We start from the raw sequence: 24,490 nt of genomic DNA on the forward strand, positions 1-24,490 counted from the left end.
TACAAGGCTTGCGGCAATAACTTAAATAAAAGCAGCTTGGATAAGCCAGTACGTATAGGCCGCGTAGGCCAGCACAAATGCTCCGCCTTCCAGACGGTTTAAACGTCCTTGACGCTTAATGCCAATACAGAAAATGAATAGGGCAATGGTTGATGCGAACATCACCATAACGTCGCGGTATAAAAACTCAGAACCTACAGTCATTGGCTGAATGGTGCCTGCAATGCCCACTACTGCCAAAGTGTTGAACATGTTAGATCCGATCACGTTACCAATGGCTAAATCGTGTTCGCCTTTCTTCACCGCCATTAGCGATGACGCAAGTTCTGGTAACGATGTACCAATTGCGATAACCGTCAACCCGATAATAGTATCGCTAACACCAAAGAAGGTGGCGACTTCTACCGCGCCCCATACCAGCATACGCGAGCTTGCAACTAGCAATAAAAGCCCTGCAATCAACCACATTACGTGGGTTTTTACTGTACCTTCGTTGCTATTAATCTCTTCATCGTATTCGTCGGCAAGGGCGTCTTTGTCGCCTTTCATGCCGTGATAAATACTCCAAGAAAGCAGAAGCACAAACAGTCCTAACAAAGAGAATGCGTCGTCTTTCGAGATATTTAAGTCCCACACCTGCCATGCGGCAAAGAAGGTGATGCCAAGTAAAACAGGCAGTTCTTTCTTAATGATTTCTGATTTAACCGCAATAGGACTAATGATTGCGGTAAGGCCAAGGATTAACAGAATATTGGCGATATTAGAGCCGTAAGCGTTACCGAGCGCTATTCCGGAGTTGCCCTGGATTGCAGCAAATATGGAAACAATAATCTCGGGGGCCGATGTACCAAACCCAATAATGAGCATACCGATGAGCAAGGGGGATACGCCAAAATGATTAGCTACCGATGCGGCTCCGCCTACAAACTTCCCTGCGCTCCAAAGCAAAACCGGTAATCCGATTAAAATAGCCAAGCTGGCTAATAACATACGTACTCCTTAAACCATTCGTATCTTGTTTGCTTACTTCAGTGTATAGGCAAACTCAATAAAAAAAAGTCGTTTCAATCTATTCAAATGCACATTAGTTTTTGTTGTCTTAACGATGAAAAAAAGCCGTACTGATAATGCTATGCAAATGATAAGTAAAGCGTAAACTCAGCGCTACTTTAATCGTGTTTGTAAATTGAACAAACACGCCCTTAATTGTAACTGACAACACACTATTTAGAAGCGAATTACATGCACAATACACTGATTGTTACTGATGATGTTACTCCTTTTTGTAACACAGCTTTAACCGTGCTGACTTTTCAAGATTATCTTGCTGAATTTCCAAAGTTGAACGAGCCCAAAACACGCGTTATCAATATTTGTGATACCACGCGTTACTTAAGCGAAGGATACTATTGTTCACTTTTGGCTCAGGCACGTAATCACTCTGTATTGCCTTCTGTAAATACCATTAACGATTTACGCATGGCGGAAGAGAAAAGTATCGATCGCATCGTCTTCTCTTTGTCGGTATCTCAAGACAATACGGAAATTACTGATGAGCCTATATTAGTACTTTTCGGCGAAGTGAAAGATCAGCGCTTTAAGCGTTTGGCGCGCCAAGCGTTTGAAAAATACCCGTACCCTGTTTTGGTGTTAAGCCCAACAGTTACCGATACGAAAGTGTCGCCTAAAGCCACGGGTAGAGTACAAATTGAAGGCTTTGCAAGCGTACAGGCAAAAGCGTTTAAGGACTTAAACGCCAAGCAACAAGCGCGTTTCATTGAGCAATTAGAAGCACATACCAAAATACAGTGGAAGGCTGGTAAAACGAGCAAACGTACTCGTTGGGATATGGCCATTTTGGTTAACCCAGAAGAGAGCACGCCGCCTAGTGACGAACGCGCCATTAAAAACTTTGTGAAAGCAGCTGAAAAAGTGGGCTTTCGCGCAGATGTGGTGAGTCGCCTGTCGCAAGAAGAATTGGGTCACTATGATGCATTGTTCATTCGTGAAACGACGGCGATTGACCATCATACCTACCGTTTAGCGCGTGCCGCAGAGCGAGAAGGCATTGTGGTCATGGACGATACGCAGTCAATTCTGCGCTGCTGTAACAAAGTGTACCTGCAGGATGCGTTTGCTTATCAAAAAGTGCCAGCGCCGAAAGCGACGTTTGTATCGAGCGCTACTGATGAAGTATGCGAAAAACTCATAGCTGACTTTGGTTTGCCGCTTGTTTTAAAACTGCCAGAAAGCTCGTTTTCCCGCGGCGTGCATAAAGCTGAAAATAAAGAAGCGTTAAAAACGCGCTTAGAACAAATGCTGGCTGAATCGGCACTTGTTTTGGTTCAGGAATATATATTCACTGAATTCGACTGGCGAATTGGTGTATTAGGTGGCAAACCTATTTACGCTTGCCAATACTTTATGGTGCGCAACCATTGGCAGATATACAACCATCAGGGAGACCGATTCTCTTCGGGTGGATTTGCCACAATGCCAACGTTTGAAGTGCCTAAGCCGGTGTTACAAGCTGCTATCAAGGCCGCTAAAGCGGTGGGTGACGGCTTGTATGGTGTAGACATCAAGCAAACCGGCAGTGCAGTTTATGTTATTGAAGTGAACGACAACCCAAGTATCGACTCGGGTGTTGAAGACAAATATTTAGGCAAAGAACTGTACGAATTAATTATGCAGGAATTTGCTGACAGGTTGGAGCAAAGAGGGCGATGATTACATCGGCTGAGCGAGTAATTGAAGTGAATAATGCAAGTCCACAGGAAAGCGCAAATCGTGCATATGGTCTAGCTGAGGGCGCATCTAATACTAAATCGACAAATGGTGCCGGTGTGCCTTCTACGCAGTCGAGTGTAGTGCTACGCGTTGCGACATTACACGATCTTGCTTCGCTTCAGCACATTGAGCAAACTTGTTTCACCACCGACAGGCTAAGTAAAAGTCGTTTCAAATTTTACATTGATGCACAGCACGCAGAGCTTATTGTGGCCGAGCGTGAGCCGTCGACTTCAAGTTCTAACCTCGACAAAAATAAGCCGAGTGTAAATAGCATTGTTGGCTATGGACTGTTGCTGCTGCGTCGTGGAACGCAGCTCACTCGACTTTATTCTATTGCAGTTTTGCCTGAAGCGAGGGGGCTTGGCGTTGCTGAAAAGCTCATAAATAGCTTGGGGGAGCGGGCGCTTTTGCGGGGAAAGCGATTTATGCGCCTGGAAGTGGCAGTAGGTAATGCTGGCGCCATTGCTCTGTATAAAAAGTTAGGGTTTACTCAGTTTGGTATGTATACCGATTACTACGACGATCACACTGACGCATTACGTATGCAAAAAGTGTTGGTGCCGAGTAAGTCAGTTAAGCCAGAGGTTTATCCGTGGTACCAACAGACGACTGATTTTACCTGCGGTCCGTCAGCATTAATGATGGCAATGTGTGCATTGAACAATCGCTATGAGATGACCCAAGAAAAAGAACTATCGTTGTGGCGTACTGCTACCACGATATTTATGATGTCAGGTCATGGCGGTTGCCACCCGGTGGGATTAGCGCTCGCCGCGGTAAACGAAGGTTATGCAGCGAAAGTGGTCATCAATCAGGATGTCCCGCTTTTTGTTGATGGCGTTAGAGATACTAACAAGAAAGCGATAGTCGAAAATGTTGAGTCGCAGTTTATGGCAGAGGCACGTAGAAAAGGCATTTCTGTTGAAATCTCTGACTGGCGAGTTGATGTTATCGACCAAACCCTTAAAGCTGGCGGGGCAGTATTGTGCTTAATCAGCACATACGCGTTCGATAAGAAAAAGGTTCCCCATTGGGTTGCGGTGACTAGCTGCGATTCTCATTGCTATTATCTGCACGATCCAGATGCGAGTGAGGGGCAGCCTGTCGAGTATCAACACATTCCGGTTGCCCGCGAAGACTTTCTAAGGCTTGCCAGCTATGGCACGCGTAAAGTAAGAACATTGGTACTCCTTAAAAAGAAAAAGTAACACGAATTTTTGCTTAGGCCTGAGGCACGGAGAATGCTTGAGGCCTCATACCATTAGTCCGCAAAGATAAATACCCACTCAGCGAAACTTAAAATAGCCATAACCGTGGCGTGTCATCGCAGGTATTAGTGATGAACTCGTGTAACGTTAACCTTTTTATTTAGCGTTTTAAGTTGTTTTACTAATTGAGAAAGCTCTTTCACCGAACCTGAATAATCAATGTGCTTATTCATTTCCTGGCCTTTCACAGCACTTCTATAAAGCGCCTCAGTTTCAAAACACGCTGTTTGCTCATTTAACGTGTTCCATTCCGCTTTTAGGTCGCTTGGAATACAGTGACGTTTTGCAATAATTTTGTCTTTTATTTGCAACACTTTCCCGATTAATAATTGTGCATCTGTTGGCATAATAATATCTCCTGTATAGCTTTTTGTGTTTAACTTGCTGTTTATCAAAGGTATTGAATGTTTACTTTGATAGGCGTAGTGTAAATTCAGCAACATCTCAACACACACTCATAATAAGTGTTGCAGCAAAGATGCCAACTCTTACTAGATGATGACTTAGAGCACGCCAAATGTGCCTAATGCGGATCGCAACTGTTGAGGCTCACTAAAGCGAGAAAAAGAGAGCGAGAAAAGAGAACGTCGAAAAGAGAGAGGAAAAGCTAAAACGAAAAATAGCGAAGCCGGCTGACGGATAGAGAAAAAGCCCGCGCTATCTTAGTGCATGCCTTGCATGACGCCCTGAAATCTCAGGCCACGAAATATCAGAGCATGCAGCTTATTAAGATTTAATGTGTTGTTTAGTGGAACTGGTAGAAGTGGCTTTTTAAAAGGCCAATAAAACTCGCATTAATAAGATAGACCCATGTGCTATTTATAAGCGTAGCGCTTGGGTTTATTTTTGATTTTCTTAACCTGACAATAGCAGAAGTGTGGCGTCCAAATTAACAGATTAAGTAAGATAGCGGTAACAAGGCTGAACACAATTGACGAAGGCGTTAGTGGGACAGAGGGGCTGAAATTATCTAACACGCGCTTCAGCGTACCATATTGAGAAGGCGAGGCCATAAACACAAGCTTTTCGAAGTAATGACCGTGCTCTAGCTTCCTCATGCCTTGCTCTAAAGTGGTGATCTGTGCGAAGCGTGTAGCTTTCATCGAGGCATTCTCTCGCACAACTGGCTCACTGTTTTTCTGTAAGCTTTCAAGCATGGCTTCAACCGAAGAAAAACCATGCTGCTTGGCGAGCGCTGACGAACTAGAAACTTCATCTCTCAGTGCATCATAATAACCATTGAGGTATTGACGATAATGATCCGCCAAGATGGGGACTTGAAGTGTAATGATAAACAAGACAGCAAATACAACTTTATCTAAAACACGTACTATCATTCAAATCTCGCTATAAACACTCTGCATTAATGATCTAATTAGTGACCCGCTTTAACGTTGAATGATCACTCTATAACAAAACTAACATCAACCCTCGGGCCATCTGACGTCAACTGGTCGTTCAAAACTCATATTTCACCCAAGAAGGAGATAGTTAGCGTAACAATCTCACACACTATTTCAAGGCGGTGTAAATCGCATGGGTCAGCTTACTTAACTGCTCGGAAGATATAATGTAAGGAGGCATAATGTATACCAATTTCCCGAATGGCCGTATCCACACGCCATGTTTCACAAAATGGCGTTGAATTTCGGCAACATTGACGGGGTTTACCGTCTCGACTACCCCTATAGCACCTAACACCCTTACGTCAGCGACTCGCGGCAAGTCTGCACATTTTGCCAATTCGGTTTGTAATTGTTTCTCAATGACAGGAACTTGTTGCTGCCAATGATTTTCGTTAATTAGCGACAGACTGGCATTGGCCACCGCGCAGGCTAACGGGTTGCCCATGTATGTGGGACCGTGCATAAATACGCCAGGCTCCCCTTGGCAAACCCCTAAAGCCACGTCTTCGGTACACAAGGTCGCGGCCAGTGTCATATAACCACCCGTAATCGCTTTACCCAAACACATGATGTCAGGCGAAATACCTGCATGCTCACAAGCGAAGAGCTTACCTGTACGGCCGAAGCCAGTAGCAATTTCATCGCAAATTAAAAGTACGTCGTAGGTATCGCAAAGTTGTCGGCAGCGCTTTAGGTATTCGGGGTGATAAATACGCATGCCGCCTGCGCCTTGAACAACTGGCTCTAGGATAAGAGCGGCCATGGTGTGGTGATGTTTTTCAAAAATCTCTTCAAGCGGAAGAATGTCATCTTCGCTAAACGTTTGCCCAAATCGAGTTTGAGGGGCGGGCGCAAAAATCTGCTTGCTCAGTACGCCCTCAAATAAACTATGCATGCCGTTAACGGGATCGCACACGCTCATTGCGGCAAAGGTGTCGCCATGGTAGCCATTGCGCGGCGCGACAATGCGAGACTTCTCTGAGCGCCCTTGACACGCCCAGTATTGAATCGCCATCTTTATCGCTACTTCAACAGACACTGAGCCAGAGTCTGCTAAAAATACACGCTCTAAACCTGCCGGCACCATGTTAAGTAACGATTTACACAAATCTACCGCCGGTTGGTGGGTAATACCGCCAAACATAACGTGAGAAAATGCGTCAATTTGCTTGTGCGCAGCATCGTTGAGTACAGGATGGTTGTAGCCGTGAATAGCTGCCCACCAGCTAGACATGCCATCTACTAGCACTTCACTTGTGGCCAAGGTAAGTTCAGCGCCTTTTGCACCAACTACTTCATAGCAGGGAAGGGGATTAACCGCCGAGGTATAGGGGTGCCAAATGTGTTGTTTATCAAATTCTATATTGTTCACAAAATAACCATTGGTAAAGGTTTTAAATTGGTCAGAGTTGACAACTCGATATTGGGCCATAGACTAAGCCAGCGATAATAATTAGTAAAGGACAGTCAATGACGCTGGCTAGTGCGCCTTCTGCGCAAACGACAACTATTCGAAACGATTGGACCAAAGCTGAAGTCGAAGCTTTGTTTGCCATGCCATTTAACGATTTACTGTTTAATGCCCAAGCAGTGCATAGACAGCATTTTAATCCGAATGAAGTGCAGGTCAGCACGCTTTTGTCGATTAAAACCGGTGCTTGCCCTGAAGACTGTAAGTACTGCCCGCAAAGTGCTCGGTATGATACGGGCCTTGAAAAAGAACGATTACTGGAAATTGAAAAAGTCATCCAGCGTGCGAAAGAAGCAAAGCAAGTGGGCTCAACCCGTTTTTGTATGGGGGCTGCTTGGCGAAATCCACGCGACAGAGACATGCCTTACATTTTAAAAATGGTTGAAGAGGTGAAAAGCTTAGGCTTAGAAACCTGCATGACGCTAGGTATGTTGACCCGCGATCAAGCTGTGGCCTTAAAGCAAGCGGGCCTTGATTATTATAATCACAACCTTGATACCTCTCCGGAATACTACGGCGATATTATCACGACCCGTACTTACCAAGACCGATTGAATACGTTAGAGAACGTGCGTGCTGCAGGCATGAACGTTTGCTCTGGGGGAATTGTTGGCATGGGAGAAACGGTGAGCGATCGCGCTAGTATGTTAGTGCAATTAGCCAACCTTCCTGAGCAGCCTCAAAGTGTACCTATTAACATGTTGGTTAAAGTAAAAGGTACGCCACTCGATAGTGTAGAAGACTTGGACTATTTTGAGTTTATCCGCACTATTGCCGTTGCTCGTATTATGATGCCTAAGTCACATGTGCGCTTGTCGGCAGGCCGCGAAGCAATGAACGAACAAATGCAGGCGCTTTGTTTTATGGCAGGCGCGAATTCTATTTTCTATGGCTGCAAGCTGTTAACCACGTCAAATCCAGATACCCATGAAGATGTAATGCTGTTCAAAAAGCTTGGTATTAATACTGAGCGTACAAGGGATTACTCAGACGAAGCACATCAACAAGTGTTAGAAGAAGAAATTGCCCAGCAACAAGAACAAGCCGACGACAGGAACGACTTGTTTATTGATGCAACCAAGCCTAAGGTAGCGCCAAAGAAACAGCATTTAACGGAGGCGTAATGGCCTTTCACTGGTTAGACGATTCGCTGAGCGCGCGTACCGAGCAAGGCTTGCTGCGCCAGCGCCACTGCCAACAATACGAAAAAGACAGCATTATTTGTATTAACGGTGAGCACTACCTTAATTTTTCAAGCAATGACTACCTAGGCATGCGCCAGCATGAGGGTGTATTGCAAAGTTGGGTTGAGGGGCTAGCGCAATTTGGTGGTGGCAGTGGTGCATCGCCATTGGTAACTGGGCACACGCAGGCTCATTTGGCGCTAGAGGCCTACATTGCCGATGGTTTAAACCGAGAAGCTGCGCTGTTGTTTAACTCTGGCTTTGCGGCCAATCAGGCACTGTGCATGGCACTTTTTCCTTATATGTCTCACCCTAATAAAAGCGCGAGCGCGGGTCATATTATTGCCGACAAGCTCATGCACGCTTCGTTTTTAGAGGGGGCACAGTGTGTATCTGACAGCGCTAAGCTTCGCCGTTTCAAGCATAACGATCTAAGTCATTTAGAGAGCCTGCTATCAAACGTTTGTCACAGCCAGTTATCCGATGCGGTTGGTAATTCTTATGCAAACCAGCAAGACATTCTGATTGCCAGTGAAGGTGTGTTTAGTATGGACGGTGACGTAGCGCCTTGCGAAGGTATCGCTGAACTGGCCGCTAAATATAATGCATGGTTCATGTTAGACGATGCACACGGTATGGGTGTATTGGGTGAAAACGGCTTCGGCACAGCAGAAGCACTAAACTTAAGCCAGCAACAAGCGCCTATTGTTATGGGAACATTTGGCAAAGCAGTGGGCACGGCCGGTGCCTTTATTGCAGGAAGCCAAACCCTAATTGATTATCTGGTGAATTTTTCTAAACACTATGTGTATTCCACTGCCATGCCGCCAGCACAAGCGGTGGCGACCTTGTACTCTCTCACACATATCGCCAGTGACACTGCCCGCCGCGAAACGCTACAAACCAATATCTCCTATTTCAAAGAGTCGTTTCAAAAACGTTTTGGACAGACACTTAATACAAGCGCGAAAGGCGATGCGTCAATTGAAATCACCTTGGGGCAATCACAAAGTGCGATTCAGCCTATTATCGTTGGTAGCCCAGAACGTGCAATTGCACTAAGTGACGGGCTAAAACAGCGCGGCATTTGGGCAACGGCTATCAGGCAGCCTACTGTACCGAAAAACCAAGACAGGCTGCGTATTACGCTTACGTCAAATCATACATCACAGGATATTGACGTATTGCTTGATGCGCTACAACTTTCACTTAATAACTTTCTGTTAAGTGAGACTTCAGTAGAAAAAGAATCAGACAGCGCTGTGAATACTCCTGACTCTGTAAGTAAAAAAGAGATGTAACCATGTCACTAAGTCCCGCTATAAAAGCTGCTATGTCGGCAGAATCGAGAAGTCTCTTCGACGGTAAGCTGTCGTGCGACGCGGTACAGGCGGCTTTTAAGGCAAACGGGGCTTTTTCGTCCGAGACATCTTTTGAATCTGAGAGAGCGACTAACGCTAAAGGGACTCTCACAGTTAAAACTGCTTACCCTTCTGATTGCTCCTCCAAAGCTGCGGCACATTTGAATGCTGAGGAAAACGCTAAGACTGAGAGCTATATTACAGCTGAAGGCGATGTTAAAGCTGAGGGCTCTATAACAGCTGAAGGCTCTATAACAACTAAAGGCGCTGCAAAAGCTGAACGCGATGATACTGCTTCAGCAATTAACGAGCAGGACGTGGCGCATCGCTTTTCAAAAGCGGCTGTGCAGTACAACAGTATTGCGGGTGTTCAGCGCATTATTGCCAAGCAGGCATTAGCGAACTTACCGATAGACCTACAGGGTACGGCTCTTGATATCGGCTGTGGTACTGGCATTCATACCCAAACCCTTGCAAATAAAGGTGCAGCTGCAACTGGCGTAGACATTGCCGAGGGTATGTTGGCGCAGGCCAGAAAAATGTACTCTGACCCCATTTTCGTAGAAGGTAGTGCTGTTGATTTGCCTTTCTGTGATAGCCAATTTTCAACCGTATTTTCATCTATGGCGCTTCAGTGGGTTAGCGATACTGGGCTTGTTGCTAACGAGATAGCGCGAGTGCTTGAAAAGAGTGGTATTGCCGAGCTGGCGATTATGGTGGCGGGTTCATTTAATGAACTTAAAACGGCGCGCAAAGTAGCGCAGCTTCCGCAAGCCGAAACCTATATGCCAACAACCGCACAATGGGTAAATGGCTTTAAGCAGTCGGGCCTTTCTTTGCAACGGCTGATTACTAAGGACTATGTCGATACTCACTGCGATATTATGTCGCTACTGCGCTCTGTGAAGGGGGTTGGCGCAGGTGAAACCGGCCAAAGACAACCGCCGCTCACCCGTCGAGATCTTAAAAAATTAGCCATGGCTTACAGTAATATGAGCAGTGTAGAAAGTAAGTTACCGCTTACCTACCGCGTAAGTCATTTTAGATTGGAAAAACGATGAAGCAGTATTTCATTACCGGTACCGACACCGAAGTAGGTAAAACCTATGTTACCTGCCAACTACTACAAGCTGCGCAAAAAGCCTCGTTAAGCGCCATCGGCTACAAGCCTATTGCAGCCGGATGCGAACAGATAAACGGCGAGTGGGTTAACGAAGATGCGCTAAATATTCAGCAAGCGTGCTCCAAAATACGCGCAAATAAAGCCATTAAAATTACAGACAATAACGAGCTAAAAAGCGCAAATGAAAAAAACGAAGAAAGTGGACAGACACTTCCTTTGCATCAAATAAACCCAATTGCACTAAAGCCGGCTATTGCACCACATATTGCTGCCCTTGAAGAAGGTGTTGCGTTAACGTTTGACGAGATTGCAAAAGGGCTTGACGAACTGCACGCCTATCAACCAGATCTTTTGTTAATGGAAGGTGCAGGTGGGTGGCGTTTACCGCTAACGGTAGGTGATGAGTATACGCCCACTTACTATCTTTCTGATGTCGTGAAAACACTCAAAATGGATGTGATTTTAGTTGTAGGCATGCGACTAGGTTGCTTGAATCATGCGCTATTAACCGCAGAAGCAATTCGCGCCGATGGACTTACCATTAAAGGATGGGTTGCGAACGACATCACGGGTAACATGACGCGATACCAAGAAAATCTGCACTCTCTTAAAGCCATGTTACCCGAACCGCTACTGGCAGAAATTCCTTACCAGGTAGTGCCCAACGATGAGGCGTTATTCGCCGCTATCAAGCAAATAAGTTAAATCATCACCTGAATGAATTGGCGTTTTTTCTTCACCTAGAAAGATAAAGCCGTCTTTTTCACCCACTAGGGTAAGTTGATTATGAGTAAGGCGCAGCGCTGTGCCTTCGCGAATAGCAACTACTGGCGTGGTTGGATTAAGCGTGGTGAACTCTGCCAGACGTTGGTCGCGGGTTTCGCCATTGTGGCCCGGCGGCTGATAATCGGTGTAGTGCGGGTTTAACTGAAACGGCACGATATCTAGTGCATCAAAGCTAGGCGGCTCGATAATGGGCATGTCGTTAGTGGTTCTAATTGATTGACCACAAATATTCGAACCCGCACTCCAGCCAATATAAGGCGTACAATCGGCGATGGCGTGCTTTATTGGCACAATAAGCGCGTTTGCATAAAGGGTAGAAAGCAAGTGAAAGGTGTTTCCACCGCCTACAACAATGGCTTGGCCGTTTTTCTTTGCGTTATTTACAGCGGCAACCGGATCTTCAACGGTATGTAGGCCCGTAACCTTGCACTCTGGCAGGGCGGTTGCAACGGCGTCTACATAGCTATCGTACGTTTGAGTGACGGCGGCATAAGGAACAAATAGAAGGTCGCGAATTTCGCCTAAGTGTGCAAAAATAAGCGCTCTAGCGTGCTCTAAGTAAGCCTCGTCGCCTTGACGTGAGCTACTTAGCATAAGTACATGTGCGGTCATACTAACTCCACAATTTTTCTGACGGCGTATCATACGTGAAACTAGGCATAAAGTTTAGTCGCGCTCCGTCACTGCGTTGAAATAGGATTTTGAATGAAACAATCTACATCGGTGTTGTTCGTGTGTTTGGGTAATATTTGTCGTTCTCCAACCGCAGAAGCCGTGTTCAAACAAAAGGCTGCACAAGCCGGATTAAATATTGAAATTGACTCAGCGGGAACCCACGGCTATCACATTGGTAACCCGCCCGATAAGCGTTCGCAAGCCGCAGGCGTAGAACGAGGCTACAGTTTCAAAGGGCTAAAATGCCGACGTGTGGATGAAAGCGACTTTGAGCGATTTGATTTCATTCTTGCCATGGATAACAGCAACCTTGCTAATTTGCACGGTATGTCGCCTAGCCAGTACCACGATAAAATTAAGCTCTTTCTTGATTTTGCAAATGCAGACGATAAAGAAGTACCTGATCCATATTATGGCGGCAAGCGCGGCTTTGAGCTGGTGTTGGATCTTATCGAAGAAGCGTCGGACGGTTTGATTGCGCATATTAAACAAACCCAACAACAATAAACGCAAGTCACATTCATAAACCATCTCGAAAGCCCACGTTGAGAACCCGTATTGACAATGACAGGAACTAAACGCACCGCCGTCACTTTGGTTGTAATAACAGTACTTTTGTCACTCGTCATAGGTGTGGTAGGGATTGTTGGCGTGACAGGGCTGTCTGATACGGCGGCTGAACTAAAACAGCATATTATTGTTCAGCTTCAAATACCGCTTATTCTTACTGCGTGTTTAGTAGGAGCGGCACTGTCTACAAGTGGCGCTACCTTGCAAGTAGTACTGCGAAATCCTTTGGCAGATCCGGGAATTATTGGCATTACGAGTGGCGCAAGCTTGGTTGCTGCGCTTTTGCTACTGCTAACCCCACAATGGGCTACAGCGTACCTACACTATTTGCTGCCTTTGGGTTGTTTTATCGGTGCGTTGTTATCTACGTTTATCATTTATCGCCTAGCCAGAAAACTGCTGGGCTCCTCTACGGCTGTTATCCTTGCTGGTATTGCCATCTCTACCCTTAGCGGCGCTATTATCGCTTGGCTTTACATGTTCAGCGACGCTAATGCCCTTCGCAATCTTACTTTCTGGTTAATGGGCAGCTTGTACCAAACTAACTGGTTAATTTTGTCAGTAGGCGGCCCGTTAATCGCTTTTGCTGTCGCATTACAGCTTTATTTCGCCGGCGATTTAAACAAGCTCTATGCTGGTGAACTTGCAGCAAAAAGCAGTGGTGTGGATGTGGAGAAACTCACTGAGCGCGCACTCATTGTCTGCGCTATTGCTGTAGGCACTGCGGTGTCTATGGCAGGCTCTATTGCTTTTGTTGGCTTATTAGTACCGCATATCTTACGTTTGATCATCGGGCATAATAATCGCTATTTGTTGCCGTTAAGTGCATTAAGTGGTGCAAGTCTGCTGATGCTGGTTGCGTTAAGCTCTGAAATGACCCGTGCCATTACGCTTCCGGTGTCTATGGTAACAGCTACGTTAGGCGGTCCATTATTAATTTGGGCATTAGCTAAAGGTCAAATAAAAGGGTAGTGAAGGGGGAAATGAAATGACGACAAACAATAGTACTACCCACCAACGCCAAGTTTCGACCAGCGATGTAAAAATAAATACAAGTGACCATGCCGCACTTGGTGTTAACACAAAGCAAAACACCAGCAGCAAAAATGGTGTAGGAGAAAGCCCAAGCGAAGCGGATAGCAATAGCCCAGCGAATAGCCATAACCTAGCAGGTAGTCGTACCGTTTTAAGCTTACAGAATGTAAAAGTAGCATCGCGACTTTCGGTGGAAGGTTTACGTGCAAAAAAAGGCGAGTGCGTTCACATTATAGGGCCAAATGGGGCAGGGAAATCAACGCTGTTGCTTACCCTTGCGGGCCTTATTGACGCTGATGAGGGCACCGTCATGCTGCTAGGTAAACCAATGAACGATTGGTCGCTGGCAACACTTGCGAGTGTGCGCACCTTATTAGCGCAACAAAGCGAAAGTGGTTTTCACTTGTCGGTAAAAGAGTACCTAAGCTTTTATGCATCAGCACAGCAAGATGTGCTAATTCCTCCGGTTTTAGAGAAAGCCCTTGAAGTGTCGCGTTTCTTAAACAAAATTCTCACTCAGCTTTCTGGCGGTGAGCGTCAGCGAGTAGAAATTTGTCGTTCGCTTTTGCAAATTTGGCCGCAACTAGAGCGTGGAGAGGGTATAGCGTTTTTAGACGAGCCCCTACAAGGGCTTGATATAAGGCATCAATATGCACTGGCTAGTTTGGTAAAATTCCTTTGCGATAAAGGGAATACCCTACTTATGACGTCTCACGATATCGCGCTTAGTGCCAACTATTGCGATAGTTTATGGCTTATGCAAAAAGGTCGCATGGTGGCGTTCGGCAAGCCACAAGAGGTGGCCACGCAAACAAACTTAGAAAGTGTGTTTGAATGCCATTTTGCTATAAGCAAGCACGATAACTTTCTAGAAATTCAAGTTTGCGCACCTATTTCCCTAGAATAAATGTGGTAAAGTGCCTCCAGCATTTTTTTAGATTCACATTTTCACATTAGGCTGATTATAAAAAAGCGCTACGGATACATCTTAAAGCGCGTTACAGTCTTTTTTATTCGAAGCGTAGAGCTTCAATATTTTTTTTCAGTAAAACGTTTGCCCTACGTTTTTTATTCAGGAGAACACCGTTGAGTAATTGGCAAGTTGACAGTTGGAGAAGTAAACCTATTCTTCAGCAACCAGAGTACGACGACAAAGTACGTTTAAAAGAAGTAGAGCAAACATTGAGTTCTTATCCGCCACTGGTATTCGCTGCTGAAGCCCGTGAACTTAGACGTCAGTTAGGTGAAGTGAGCTTGGGTAAAGGCTTTCTTTTGCAAGGTGGCGACTGTGCGGAGTCGTTTGATGAATTTAACGCACCTAAAATTCGCGATACCTTTAAAGTTATTCTTCAAATGGCAATTGTGCTTACCTTTGCTGGTCGTTGCCCGGTAACCAAGGTTGCCCGTATGGCAGGCCAGTACGCCAAGCCGCGTTCATCAGATTTCGAAACTCGCGATGGCGTGACCTTGCCAAGCTATCGCGGCGATATCATCAATAACTTTGAATTCACCGAAGCGGCGCGCCGACCAGACCCTGATCGTTTGTTGGAAGCCTACCATCGCAGTGCGTCAACGTTGAATCTACTTCGCGCGTTCGCGCAAGGCGGTTTGGCCGACCTTCATGAAGTCAACCGCTGGAACATGGCGTTTGTTGAAAACAACCCGCTTAAAGAGCGTTATTCTGATATGGCCAACCGTATTCAAGACACCCTTGAGTTTATGGATGTTATTGGCATTAATGCACAAACCAGTTCTACACTGCATGAGACTTCGCTGTTTACTTCGCATGAAGCATTGCTGTTGAACTACGAACAGGCGCTAACGCGTATCGACACCCTTACCGGTAAGCCTTACGACTGTTCGGCTCACATGGTATGGATTGGCGAGCGTACCCGTCAACTAGACCACGCACACGTTGAGTTTTTCCGTGGCATTCACAACCCAATTGGTGTGAAAGTAGGGCCAAGTATGCAGGAAGACGAGCTTATTCGTTTAATTGATGCACTTAACCCGCTAAACGACCCAGGACGCCTGACCCTGATTACACGCATGGGTGCCGATAACCTGGCAAATAACTTGCCGCGCTTATTACGTAAAGTGAAAGCTGAGGGCAGACACGTTGTATGGAGTTCTGACCCAATGCACGGCAACACGTTCTCGGCATCTAGCGGCTATAAAACCCGTAACTTCGATGCAATTTTGAAAGAAATTAAGCAGTTCTTCCAAGCTCACGAAGCAGAAGGTACTCACGCAGGTGGTATTCACCTTGAAATGACCGGTCAGCACGTAACGGAGTGTACTGGCGGTGCTTATGAAATTAGCGATGAAGACTTAGCGCAAGCCTACAAAACGCAATGCGACCCGCGCTTAAATGCAGACCAAGTACTTGAAATGGCATTCTTGGTGGCTGATCATTTGCGTAATGCGTAATGCGTAATGCGTAATGCGTAATGCGTAATGCGTAATGCGTAATGCGTAATGCGAAATGCTTAAAGTGACCAACATCGCATTGGCAATTTGAAGAAACGGCATCATTGGGATGCCGTTTTTTTTACCTAAATTTTACGCGTATATTTGAGGTTAGGTTGATATGCTCATTGTGTTGAAGTAAACACGATTGACCTATGACCCAATTTAAACACGGTTTCTATACACTCTTTATTATGGCTGTGGCTATTTTAGGGTGTTTAGCACTTAGCAACTGGTTACTGCCGCTTGGCGGTATTTTGCTCATTCTACAGCTTGCGTGTGCCATTGTGGCGTTAACGACCTCAAGGTTTTACGGCTTGCTTGCAGGGGTAGCCGGAGCACTGAGCTTTAATTATTTTTTCACCGAGCCTTTGTACTCATTTCAAATTGCAGAAGTTGAAGACAGCATAAATTTTGTCGTTTTCATCATTGTAGCCATCCTCATTAGCGAGCTTGCTGTCTACGTCAATTCTCAACAACATGCACTACAGGTTGTTAAAACACAATCTAGTGTCCTGCGATCTGTGTCCCACGATTTGCGTACGCCGCTCTCTACCATTATCGGTTCTGTTGAAACCTATATGACATATCAAGACAAGCTTGATGACATTGAGAGACAGGCACTGTTAAAAGGGGTTCACGATGAAGGTAAACGCCTTTATGTTTACGTTGAGAACCTGCTTCAAGCCACACGAATTGAGCATAACGCGTTAGCGCTAAATTTAACCCATGTAAACCTGACTGCCTTTATAGCTAACCTTGAAAGTCGTATTAACAGTGGACGACTAAAAGTGATCAACAACAGTGACAGTCGCGATATAACTGTGTCTGAATCACTGTTTGAACAAGCTTTATTTAACGTAATTGATAATGCCCTTAAATTCAGCGATGACAGTGTATTGCTGATGGTTAGCCACTCTGATGGAGAGTTTAAGTTTCAAATAGCCGATAAAGGCGAAGGGATCAGCGATGAACAGCTACAAGCGCCAATACAGCTTTTTCAAACCAGTCGTCGCAGCGATAGTGGAAAAGGCGGCATTGGCTTAGGGCTAAGCGTAGCAGCAGGCATAGTTCACGCCCATGGCGGTGCTATCAAGCTGTCGAATACCACACCAGGCCTTCTCGTCAGTATTACAATTCCAAAAAGGGATTAGCGCAATGAGCCACACCATTCTACTTGTTGAAGATGATGCGAATATTCGTCAGATGCTGAGCATTGCGCTAGGTGCAGAAGGCTACCTTTGTGTTGAAGCTGCTTCGGTTCGAGAAGCTTTGTCATTGTTTAATCAGCACCGTCCTGACCTTGTCATACTCGATTTAGGGTTACCTGATGGTGAGGGCAGTGAAGTACTTAAACGTATTAGAGAATCCAGTCGCCTGCCAGTGCTCGTGTTGTCTGCAAGAGATCAGGAGTTAGACAAAGTCGACCTGTTGTCCCGGGGGGCCAATGACTATGTTAGCAAGCCTTTTGGGATCAGGGAGCTTGTCACCCGGGTGAAAGTACTGCTTAGAGACTTCAATCCTGTGGTTGAGCCCACAACGCCCACACGACAGATTGGCAAGATAGCATTGGATATTACCGAGCGACGGCTGCTCGTTGAAGGCGAAGTTATCGCGCTCGCCCCAAAAGAAGTTCAGCTTCTTGACGAGCTTACAAAACAGCCTGGGGCATTTATTAGTCAGCAAGAATTGTTAAGAAGAATATGGGGTCTGCATCACAGTGAAGATACCCACTACATCCGCGTTCTTGTAAGACAGCTAAGAAAGAAGATAGATCCGTTCGAGAAAGATTTAATAGAGACAATGCCTAAACAAGGCTACCGAATAGCGGTTGATAAACCGGAGGCTAATTAATGTCGCATTTTAGTGTAATTGGACTTGGCAAGTTTGGCTTAACGGCCAGTTTAGAGTTAATTCATATGGGGCACACGGTTACAGGAATTGACCAAAGTGAAAAGCTGGTTGAACAGTATGCAGGTGAGTTTACACAGTGCGTTGTGTGTGATGCCAGTGATGAGCGTGCACTCAAGGAATTAAACTTGTGTCAGAGCGAAGCCGTGCTTGTTGCTATTGGCGAGGATATGCAAGCTAGCTTACTGTGTACGTTGGCACTAAAAAACTTGGGCGTAGCCAATATTTGGGTGAAAGCTAATAGCTCTGCTCACCACGCTATTTTATCCAAGCTGGGTGTGTCGAAAATTATTCATCCTGAAGAAGAGATGGGAGCAAGGGTGGCGCAAGCGCTTAACTACCCAATGGTGAATGACTACTTGGGTATAGGGCACGGCGTTTATATCGTTGATGTCATTTTGTCTGATCACTTTTCTTCACAGCGCTTAAAAGACGTGCTGTCCGTCGGTAAGGGGCAAGTCTCTTGTTTGTTAGTTAAGCGAGGTCACCAGCTACATCATAATCCATCATTAGACTTTGAAGTTACTTCGAAAGATACCGTTATTCTCTGCGGCCATAGAGAGAACCTTGTTAAAATAGCGCCTAGGCTAGCACAATGAACAGATGGGATCCTGGCTACAGACCGATAGAGCGCTCGCCTAAAGGTATCAACAAAATTCAGGTAGGGCCGCCTCTTATTCTCTCTCTAAGCTTTGTGGCGGTGATTTTCTTAGGCACCGTTATCCTAAAATTACCAATGATGACTCATGAGCCCATCTCGTGGATCCAAAGCCTATTTACTTCCACATCGGCGGTGACAGTAACGGGGCTTGTGGTTGTCGATACCGGATCTGTTTTTACAACTGCTGGACAAGCGGTGATTGCGGTTTTAATTCAGCTGGGGGGCTTAGGGTTGATGACGTTTGCCATCGTCACGCTCATTGCCTTAGGAAGTAAAATAAGTTTCTTGCAGCAATCGGCAGTGAAGGAGGCGTTTAATCAAACAGATTTATCAACACTTGTATCTACAGCAAAGTCGGTACTGATTTTTGCCTTCTTCGTTGAGTTAGTGGGTTTTTGTATTCTGTCGGCCTACTGGATGCAGGAAAAAGGAGTAAGTGAAGCGTTATTTCACGCGTTTTTTTACACCATCTCTGCGTTCAACAACGCAGGATTTGCACTTAGTGGGGATAGTCTTTCCGCCTATGTGGGAGACCCGATTATCAACATCACTATTTCTGCATTATTTATTATTGGTGGTCTCGGGTTTTCCGTTTGGATAGAGCTTCATAAAAAGCGCAGATGGCAACGTATCTCTGTGTATGCCAAGACAATGATATTGGGTACGCTAATTGTCAATGTAACCGCCTTTTTGCTTATCTTTGTTATTGAAAGTGATAATCCTGCAACCTTGGCGAACCTCGATACTCAAAGCGCATTATGGGCATCTTGGTTTCAAGCCGTTACTCCAAGAACAGCCGGCTTTAATACGCTGGATATAGCGTCGTTAGAAGATCCAACGACAGCATTAATGTTGTTGTTAATGTTTATCGGCGGGGGCTCAATGAGTACCGCAAGCGGTATAAAACTGATGACTTTCATCGTTTTGATCATTGCCGCATACAACTATATTCAGCGGGGAGCTGCACCACGACTCTTTGGCAGAACAATTTCAAATGACACTATCAGCAAAGCGCTAGCGCTTACGATGATTTCCATAGGTATTACGTGGATAGCTATTTTTCTTTTATTAATGTCAGAAAAAGCTGACTTTTTGGATATCGTGTTCGAAGCGGTTTCTGCTCTTGGGACCGTGGGTCTTTCCAGAGGGCTAACTGGCGAGCTGTCAAACAGTGGTGAGTGGATCATTATCTTACTGATGTACGCGGGTAGATTAGGGCCTTTGACATTGGCTTATTTTATTGCCAGCCCTCGAATAAGCCGCATTAAATACCCAGAAGCTAAACTAGCAATTGGTTAACCTGCAAAAATAGCGGCTCGTTCATCTTCACTTAAAATACCGACGAAGATGGTTTCTCTTCTTAAGTTGGCTGTGCGCTCGTCGTCAGCCAAAAGAAGCGCCTTAAATACGTCTGGTTGATGGCGAGCCTCAATTATTCCTTTCCAAAGAAGGTAGCTTCCATAGCGCATCATTTTGTTGTGATAACGGGTTTCTAATGTTTTTTCGACTTCTTCAAATAGTTCTGGTTGCAACATCAGTTTGTCGGCAATGGCATTATGTATTTTTTTGATACGTTCGTTTACGTCACTTCGACGTTGCTTTCTGGGTCTTGCTAACATAAATCTTAGTGTGGTTAGAGTTTACTCATTTTGCCATTAGGGGACGCTGAGTCCCCGTGTGATTGCTAGTCGTCATTTAATAGCGGTTCTACAACAGACTCTAAGCCGTTTAGCTTAATTTCATACATTAAAGCGAGCTGTTCACCAAGCTTGTTTTCTGGAAAGCCTTGCTTGTGAAACCAGACCAAATAGGGTTCAGGTAAATGAAATAGGCGTCTTCCAGCGTATTTGCCAAAGGGCATCACTTGGTTAATAGCGGCTTTAATAAGCGTTGGGTCCATTTACTGATTACCTTTTGTCTTGGGATTTTCGTTGAGGTCTTCATCTTCACGTTGTTGTGCTTGCCATAGTGCTGCGTATTCACCACCTTGCTCAAGCAAATAAGTGTGTGTCCCTTCCTCTACAATGGTACCGTTTTTAAGTACAAGGATCTTGTCGGCATCAACAATTGTGGACAGTCTATGGGCGATGACTAAGCTGGTGTGTCCTTTAGCAGCGTCGCGAAGGGCCGCTAATATCGCACGTTCTGACGTGCTGTCTAACGAGCTGGTGGCTTCATCAAAAATCATGATTGGCGCGCCTTTAAGTAAGGCCCTTGCGATAGATACGCGCTGCTTTTCGCCACCAGAAAGTTTTAGGCCTCGCTCACCTACCGTTGTGTCTAGCTTTTCAGGTAGGCTTTCTACAAATGCTTCAAGATGCGCGAGTTTGATAACTTGCCTAATGTCTTCATCGCTGGCATCAGGGTTACCATAGCGAATGTTCTCCAGCAAGGTAGTGTTAAACAGCACCGTATCCTGAGGGACAATGCCGATATGTGAACGCAGACTTTGTTGCGTAACCGATGTGATGTCTTTTCCATTTATCGTGATGTCGCCCTGTTGAGGCTCATAAAACCGAAAGAGTAGTTTCATCAGCGTTGATTTTCCCGCGCCGCTTTCACCCACTACCGCTACTTTTGAGCCTGGCGGTACATCAAAGCTTAAGCCGTTAAGTATTTGTCGTTTCTCAGTATATGCAAAATGGACATTGTTAAATCGCAGTGCGGGGTTCGCACAGGTTAATTCCGTAGCGTCGTGGGCATCTTTTATGGCCGGAGTTTGAGCGAGAAGGTCAAACAGTTTATCGATATTCGCAAGGCTCCCTCGAATTTCACGGTACACAAACCCCAAGAAGTTTAAGGGCATAAAAATTTGCATGGTGAAGGCGTTTATCAATACAAAGTCACCTATGGTCATCTCGCCATTCATGACGCCAAAGGCAGCGTTTGCCATCATAGATGTCATGGCGATAGCGATAATGGCAGCTTGGCCGCCATTCAATGCAAATAGCGACAAGCGGTTTTTTCTTCGTGCCTTTTCCCATGCAGCTAAATCCGTGTCGTAGCGATTGGCTTCAAAGGATTCGTTGTTAAAGTATTTAACGGTTTCAAAATTTAGCAGGCTGTCTACCGCCCGGGAATTGGTGGTCGAGTCAGCTTCATTCATCTGAGTAACAAAGCGAGTGCGCCAATCCGTGGCTTTCATCGAAAAGCCAATGTAAGCCACCACGCTAACTACAATAATTAACGCGAAAGATACGCCAAACTGAAACAAGAGTAAGCCTACAACAAGAGTGATCTCTAACAGGGTAGGAACAATATTAAACACCATAAAACGCATGAGGAAGCTTACGCCGTTGGTACCGCGCTCTATATCTCGTGACAATCCGCCTGTGCGTCGATTTAAATGAAAGCCCAAGTCTAAGTTGTGCAAATGTTTGAAGACTTTTAGTCCAAGGCGGCGCATGGCACGCTCTGTAACCCGTCCAAATAGCGTGTCGCGTACTTCGCCGAGCAAAACATTCAGTAAACGCAGTGTTCCGTAGGCAACGATAAGGCTGATAGGTACCGCTAATGCAAGCGTGGTTAGGTCGCCATTTAAGCTATCGACGGTGTATTTCAATACATAGGGTAGGCCGATGCTGGCAAGCTTTGCTGCTACTAGGCAGAGTAGAGCAAGAAATACACGGTGCTTGAACTCTAGGAGATAAGGCCAAAGCTGTGAGAGAACGTGCCATTTAACAGGTTCGTCGACATTGGTAGGAAAACGGTTTTTTCTCATTTTATAGTGTGCTTTATTATTGTGTTTACAGTGTTATGAACGCGCTGATTTAAAAAATCGCTTTTCGTAAACGTTGTAATAGATATTGAGCTAACCTGCTCGTGTAGGGCGATTTTCGCTTTTTGAAGTACGTTTTGAAATAGGCTAGAGATTAAAATGGTCTTATTTATAGCGATGAATGTGTTTAATTTTGGTTTCTCCGCGCGTACACTAGAGGTAGTTTAATTTAGTTACCTTGTTATTCACTCAATGTTTTACTGGCTTTTGTTAGATTGAGAAAGCCGTGAATTGAATGACTAAGCAGCACAGGATTAAGGAGTTAGTTTGTTAGAAGATAGTTTCGGTAGACAGTTTCATTATTTACGTTTGTCAGTGACCGAAGCGTGCAACTTTCGTTGTCAGTACTGTTTGCCAGACGGATATGAAGGCCCGACGAGCGATCAGTTTATGACGCTAAACGAAATTGATACCTTGCTCAAAGCGTTCGCTAAGCTAGGTACGTCGAAAGTGCGCCTAACAGGCGGCGAACCAACGCTGCGAAGAGACTTTCTTGATATTTTACGGCTAACAAGTAATACGCCTGGTATCGAACGTGTAGCGATGACAACACATGGAGCGCGAATGGAAAAGTTTGCGCATCAGTGGAAAGAAGCAGGGTTACACCAAGTAAATGTAAGTATTGACAGTTTAGATCCCCGTCAGTTTGCCGCTATAACAGGACAAGACAAGCTTAAAGCTGTACTTCGAGGGTTAGACGCAGCGATTGATGCCGGCTTAGACGTGAAAGTGAACTCTGTCTTACTCAACGATTTTTCAGATAGCCGTCTTCATAGGTTTCTTGCTTGGCTAAAAGATATGCCAGTAACGCTCCGGTTTATAGAGCTAATGGAGACAGGCAACTTAAATCAGTTTTTCAATAAGCAACATCAAAGTGGTACGCCGCTAAAAAGTACGTTGTTAGACATGGGCTGGCAGCCTTTGTTGCGTAGAAAAGATGCGGGGCCAGCGCAAGAGTTTTACCACCCTGACTATGCCGGTAAAATTGGCTTAATCATGCCTTACAGCAAAGATTTTTGTAAAACTTGTAATCGACTACGTGTTTCTGCCCCAGGAAAGCTTCACCTATGCTTGTTTAGTGAAAATGGGATAGACATGAGACATCTTCTTGCCACTGGAAATGTGGATGAAGTGGTCGCTTTTTTACAAGATGTGCTGGGTCAAAAACACGAAACACACTATTTGCATGAAGGTAAAACAGGGGCAACCAAGCACCTTGCCATGCTGGGAGGCTAGTTAATTGGCTCTACGTTAAAGGAAAATGTAGGGCAAAATAAATACATCGAATAAGTTTGGTTTGTTGTAAAAATGAGCTATATTCAGCGGTGTAAGTATATTAAAAATAATAACGATAAAGGAAGTATATGCATATCAAGGACAGTGCGCGTCTTTCCTACCATTATATCACCGAACAAGACGCAGACTTTTTATGGGAGCTCGACCAAGATGAGCTTGTCATGAAATATATCAACGGTGGCAAGAAGTCTTCTAAGGAAGATATTCGGGAAATCTTTGTTCCTCGTTTCCAAGCCTATTCCAATCCAGCTCTAGGGTGGGGACTGTGGCGCGTGGAAACGCTAGTCGAAAAGGAAAGCATTGGTTGGATTTTAGTTCGACCCTTTGGCTTTTTTACTCAACACCCCGAAAGTGACAATATGGAACTAGGATGGCGTTTTAAGCGCCATACGTGGGGCAAGGGCTACGCAACAGAGGCTGCGGAGTCTGTTAAAGAAGCGCTGTATGATATAGGTGTTGAAAAATTCTCTGCTATTGCTAACCCGCAAAATAGTGCGTCTATCAATATTATGAAAAAGCTAGGGATGACGTTTAGTCACGAGCTTGAGTATAAAGACAAACTCTATCACGAGACAGTAGTCGTCTACTCTAATTAAGTAATCGTATTAATGGTATGGACCCTCTCCTCCCATAAAGGCTTCAAATGAGCCAAGATAGGGTTGTTCAAATCACTATCAAGAAGGAGAAGGTCACATGAGTAAGG

At 45.2% G+C, this 24,490-nt stretch carries 24 protein-coding genes; 16 read left to right on the top strand and 8 right to left on the bottom strand.

Translation table 11 applies throughout. The annotated features are described in order from the left end of the window. Positions 1–21 precede the first annotated feature (21 nt). The gene (locus BIZ39_RS00730) at positions 22–990 is read right to left on the bottom strand and encodes a calcium/sodium antiporter (RefSeq protein ID WP_049585898.1); all 969 of its coding nucleotides are present in this window, start codon (positions 988–990) and stop codon (positions 22–24) included. Positions 991–1,242: 252 nt separating this feature from the next. Here BIZ39_RS00730 and BIZ39_RS00735 point away from each other — a divergent pair, with 252 nt between their 5' ends. Both BIZ39_RS00735 and BIZ39_RS00740 read left to right on the top strand, forming a co-directional pair. Further along, complete coding sequence (locus BIZ39_RS00735; RefSeq protein WP_156086152.1) at positions 1,243–2,730, top strand: RimK family protein; 1,488 nt, start codon at positions 1,243–1,245, stop codon at positions 2,728–2,730. After that, a complete protein-coding gene (locus BIZ39_RS00740) occupies positions 2,727–4,001 on the top strand; it encodes a GNAT family N-acetyltransferase/peptidase C39 family protein (RefSeq protein ID WP_069944000.1) in 1,275 nt (424 codons plus the stop codon). Before BIZ39_RS00735 ends, BIZ39_RS00740 begins: the two co-directional genes overlap by 4 nt. Before the next feature lie 125 nt (positions 4,002–4,126). Here BIZ39_RS00740 and BIZ39_RS00745 read toward each other — a convergent pair whose 3' ends face one another. From BIZ39_RS00745 to bioA, 3 genes are all read right to left on the bottom strand, one after another. Next, a complete protein-coding gene (locus tag BIZ39_RS00745) occupies positions 4,127–4,408 on the bottom strand; it encodes a hypothetical protein (protein WP_262385672.1) in 282 nt (93 codons plus the stop codon). A gap of 468 nt (positions 4,409–4,876) precedes the next feature. Further along, a complete protein-coding gene (locus BIZ39_RS00750; RefSeq protein WP_014948903.1) occupies positions 4,877–5,398 on the bottom strand; it encodes a DUF2937 family protein in 522 nt (173 codons plus the stop codon). Between the two features lie 175 nt (positions 5,399–5,573). Then, complete coding sequence (gene bioA / locus BIZ39_RS00755; RefSeq protein WP_039227342.1) at positions 5,574–6,839, bottom strand: adenosylmethionine--8-amino-7-oxononanoate transaminase; 1,266 nt, start codon at positions 6,837–6,839, stop codon at positions 5,574–5,576. 98 nt (positions 6,840–6,937) lie between these two features. Between bioA and bioB the strand changes: the two genes are divergently transcribed. From bioB to bioD, 4 genes are read left to right on the top strand one after another with little or no spacing between them, the layout of a single operon-like run. Then, positions 6,938–8,062, top strand: coding sequence for a biotin synthase BioB (gene bioB / locus BIZ39_RS00760; protein WP_168532636.1), 1,125 nt, complete (start codon positions 6,938–6,940; stop codon positions 8,060–8,062). Next, positions 8,062–9,423, top strand: a complete 1,362-nt coding sequence (locus BIZ39_RS00765; RefSeq protein ID WP_168532634.1) for an aminotransferase class I/II-fold pyridoxal phosphate-dependent enzyme — start codon at positions 8,062–8,064, stop codon at positions 9,421–9,423. Before bioB ends, BIZ39_RS00765 begins: the two co-directional genes overlap by 1 nt. 2 nt (positions 9,424–9,425) lie before the next feature. Continuing rightward, positions 9,426–10,544 carry a methyltransferase domain-containing protein gene (locus tag BIZ39_RS00770; protein WP_187446125.1) on the top strand — a complete coding sequence of 373 codons (1,119 nt, stop codon included), beginning with the start codon at positions 9,426–9,428 and terminating at the stop codon, positions 10,542–10,544. Continuing rightward, positions 10,541–11,311, top strand: a complete 771-nt coding sequence (gene bioD, locus BIZ39_RS00775; protein ID WP_187446126.1) for a dethiobiotin synthase — start codon at positions 10,541–10,543, stop codon at positions 11,309–11,311. Before BIZ39_RS00770 ends, bioD begins: the two co-directional genes overlap by 4 nt. Here the strand turns inward: bioD and pepE are convergent. Continuing rightward, positions 11,282–12,004, bottom strand: a complete 723-nt coding sequence (pepE, locus tag BIZ39_RS00780) for a dipeptidase PepE (RefSeq protein WP_069944007.1) — start codon at positions 12,002–12,004, stop codon at positions 11,282–11,284. The genes bioD and pepE overlap by 30 nt on opposite strands. Before the next feature lie 93 nt (positions 12,005–12,097). Here pepE and BIZ39_RS00785 point away from each other — a divergent pair, with 93 nt between their 5' ends. The 8 genes from BIZ39_RS00785 (at position 12,098) to BIZ39_RS00820 (ending at position 20,012) form a co-directional block, all read left to right on the top strand. Beyond that, positions 12,098–12,574 (top strand): low molecular weight protein-tyrosine-phosphatase, encoded by a 477-nt coding sequence (locus BIZ39_RS00785; protein WP_187446127.1) that lies wholly within the window; start codon positions 12,098–12,100, stop codon positions 12,572–12,574. A 57-nt stretch (positions 12,575–12,631) separates the two neighbouring features. Beyond that, positions 12,632–13,609 carry a FecCD family ABC transporter permease gene (locus BIZ39_RS00790; RefSeq protein WP_049585906.1) on the top strand — a complete coding sequence of 326 codons (978 nt, stop codon included), beginning with the start codon at positions 12,632–12,634 and terminating at the stop codon, positions 13,607–13,609. Positions 13,610–13,625: 16 nt separating this feature from the next. Further along, entirely contained in the window at positions 13,626–14,579 is a 954-nt protein-coding gene (locus tag BIZ39_RS00795) for an ABC transporter ATP-binding protein (RefSeq protein ID WP_187446128.1), read from the top strand. Positions 14,580–14,758: 179 nt separating this feature from the next. After that, entirely contained in the window at positions 14,759–16,102 is a 1,344-nt protein-coding gene (locus BIZ39_RS00800; RefSeq protein WP_187446129.1) for a class II 3-deoxy-7-phosphoheptulonate synthase, read from the top strand. 194 nt (positions 16,103–16,296) lie between these two features. Continuing rightward, positions 16,297–17,295 carry a DUF4118 domain-containing protein gene (locus BIZ39_RS00805; RefSeq protein ID WP_187446130.1) on the top strand — a complete coding sequence of 333 codons (999 nt, stop codon included), beginning with the start codon at positions 16,297–16,299 and terminating at the stop codon, positions 17,293–17,295. Between the two features lie 4 nt (positions 17,296–17,299). Continuing rightward, positions 17,300–17,995, top strand: coding sequence for a response regulator transcription factor (locus tag BIZ39_RS00810; protein ID WP_049585909.1), 696 nt, complete (start codon positions 17,300–17,302; stop codon positions 17,993–17,995). Continuing rightward, positions 17,995–18,651 (top strand): potassium channel family protein, encoded by a 657-nt coding sequence (locus BIZ39_RS00815; protein WP_014948916.1) that lies wholly within the window; start codon positions 17,995–17,997, stop codon positions 18,649–18,651. The genes BIZ39_RS00810 and BIZ39_RS00815 overlap by 1 nt, the downstream gene beginning before the upstream one ends. Beyond that, a complete protein-coding gene (locus BIZ39_RS00820; RefSeq protein WP_039227356.1) occupies positions 18,648–20,012 on the top strand; it encodes a TrkH family potassium uptake protein in 1,365 nt (454 codons plus the stop codon). The genes BIZ39_RS00815 and BIZ39_RS00820 overlap by 4 nt, the downstream gene beginning before the upstream one ends. On the opposite strand, the gene BIZ39_RS00825 is transcribed toward BIZ39_RS00820, so the two are convergent. The 3 genes from BIZ39_RS00825 to BIZ39_RS00835 all read right to left on the bottom strand — a co-directional run bounded on the left by BIZ39_RS00825 (position 20,009) and on the right by BIZ39_RS00835 (position 22,434). Continuing rightward, the gene (locus tag BIZ39_RS00825) at positions 20,009–20,332 is read right to left on the bottom strand and encodes a hypothetical protein (RefSeq protein ID WP_061094648.1); all 324 of its coding nucleotides are present in this window, start codon (positions 20,330–20,332) and stop codon (positions 20,009–20,011) included. The genes BIZ39_RS00820 and BIZ39_RS00825 overlap by 4 nt on opposite strands. Positions 20,333–20,397: 65 nt before the next feature. Further along, complete coding sequence (locus BIZ39_RS00830) at positions 20,398–20,613, bottom strand: DUF3820 family protein (RefSeq protein ID WP_014948919.1); 216 nt, start codon at positions 20,611–20,613, stop codon at positions 20,398–20,400. After that, positions 20,614–22,434 carry an ABCB family ABC transporter ATP-binding protein/permease gene (locus tag BIZ39_RS00835; RefSeq protein WP_069944013.1) on the bottom strand — a complete coding sequence of 607 codons (1,821 nt, stop codon included), beginning with the start codon at positions 22,432–22,434 and terminating at the stop codon, positions 20,614–20,616. It abuts the gene before it with no gap. Positions 22,435–22,758: 324 nt separating this feature from the next. Here BIZ39_RS00835 and moaA point away from each other — a divergent pair, with 324 nt between their 5' ends. Both moaA and BIZ39_RS00845 read left to right on the top strand, forming a co-directional pair. Next, a complete protein-coding gene (gene moaA / locus BIZ39_RS00840) occupies positions 22,759–23,727 on the top strand; it encodes a GTP 3',8-cyclase MoaA (protein WP_069944014.1) in 969 nt (322 codons plus the stop codon). A gap of 128 nt (positions 23,728–23,855) precedes the next feature. Then, positions 23,856–24,383 (top strand): GNAT family N-acetyltransferase, encoded by a 528-nt coding sequence (locus BIZ39_RS00845; RefSeq protein ID WP_014948922.1) that lies wholly within the window; start codon positions 23,856–23,858, stop codon positions 24,381–24,383. Positions 24,384–24,490: the final 107 nt, after the last annotated feature.

Origin of the sequence: Alteromonas sp. BZK5 (genome assembly GCF_014349115.1) — a bacterium.
In the GTDB taxonomy this organism is placed as follows: domain Bacteria; phylum Pseudomonadota; class Gammaproteobacteria; order Enterobacterales; family Alteromonadaceae; genus Alteromonas; species Alteromonas macleodii.

Coding starts and splice junctions, on each gene's coding strand:
- BIZ39_RS00730 (WP_049585898.1), bottom strand. CDS start 990: ATGTTATTAGCCAGCTTGGCTATTTTAATCGGATTACCGGTTTTGCTT.
- BIZ39_RS00735 (WP_156086152.1), top strand. CDS start 1,243: ATGCACAATACACTGATTGTTACTGATGATGTTACTCCTTTTTGTAAC.
- BIZ39_RS00740 (WP_069944000.1), top strand. CDS start 2,727: ATGATTACATCGGCTGAGCGAGTAATTGAAGTGAATAATGCAAGTCCA.
- BIZ39_RS00745 (WP_262385672.1), bottom strand. CDS start 4,408: ATGCCAACAGATGCACAATTATTAATCGGGAAAGTGTTGCAAATAAAA.
- BIZ39_RS00750 (WP_014948903.1), bottom strand. CDS start 5,398: ATGATAGTACGTGTTTTAGATAAAGTTGTATTTGCTGTCTTGTTTATC.
- bioB (WP_168532636.1), top strand. CDS start 6,938: ATGACGCTGGCTAGTGCGCCTTCTGCGCAAACGACAACTATTCGAAAC.
- BIZ39_RS00765 (WP_168532634.1), top strand. CDS start 8,062: ATGGCCTTTCACTGGTTAGACGATTCGCTGAGCGCGCGTACCGAGCAA.
- BIZ39_RS00770 (WP_187446125.1), top strand. CDS start 9,426: ATGTCACTAAGTCCCGCTATAAAAGCTGCTATGTCGGCAGAATCGAGA.
- bioD (WP_187446126.1), top strand. CDS start 10,541: ATGAAGCAGTATTTCATTACCGGTACCGACACCGAAGTAGGTAAAACC.
- pepE (WP_069944007.1), bottom strand. CDS start 12,004: ATGACCGCACATGTACTTATGCTAAGTAGCTCACGTCAAGGCGACGAG.
- BIZ39_RS00785 (WP_187446127.1), top strand. CDS start 12,098: ATGAAACAATCTACATCGGTGTTGTTCGTGTGTTTGGGTAATATTTGT.
- BIZ39_RS00790 (WP_049585906.1), top strand. CDS start 12,632: ATGACAGGAACTAAACGCACCGCCGTCACTTTGGTTGTAATAACAGTA.
- BIZ39_RS00795 (WP_187446128.1), top strand. CDS start 13,626: ATGACGACAAACAATAGTACTACCCACCAACGCCAAGTTTCGACCAGC.
- BIZ39_RS00805 (WP_187446130.1), top strand. CDS start 16,297: ATGACCCAATTTAAACACGGTTTCTATACACTCTTTATTATGGCTGTG.
- BIZ39_RS00810 (WP_049585909.1), top strand. CDS start 17,300: ATGAGCCACACCATTCTACTTGTTGAAGATGATGCGAATATTCGTCAG.
- BIZ39_RS00815 (WP_014948916.1), top strand. CDS start 17,995: ATGTCGCATTTTAGTGTAATTGGACTTGGCAAGTTTGGCTTAACGGCC.
- BIZ39_RS00820 (WP_039227356.1), top strand. CDS start 18,648: ATGAACAGATGGGATCCTGGCTACAGACCGATAGAGCGCTCGCCTAAA.
- BIZ39_RS00825 (WP_061094648.1), bottom strand. CDS start 20,332: ATGTTAGCAAGACCCAGAAAGCAACGTCGAAGTGACGTAAACGAACGT.
- BIZ39_RS00830 (WP_014948919.1), bottom strand. CDS start 20,613: ATGGACCCAACGCTTATTAAAGCCGCTATTAACCAAGTGATGCCCTTT.
- BIZ39_RS00835 (WP_069944013.1), bottom strand. CDS start 22,434: ATGAGAAAAAACCGTTTTCCTACCAATGTCGACGAACCTGTTAAATGG.
- BIZ39_RS00845 (WP_014948922.1), top strand. CDS start 23,856: ATGCATATCAAGGACAGTGCGCGTCTTTCCTACCATTATATCACCGAA.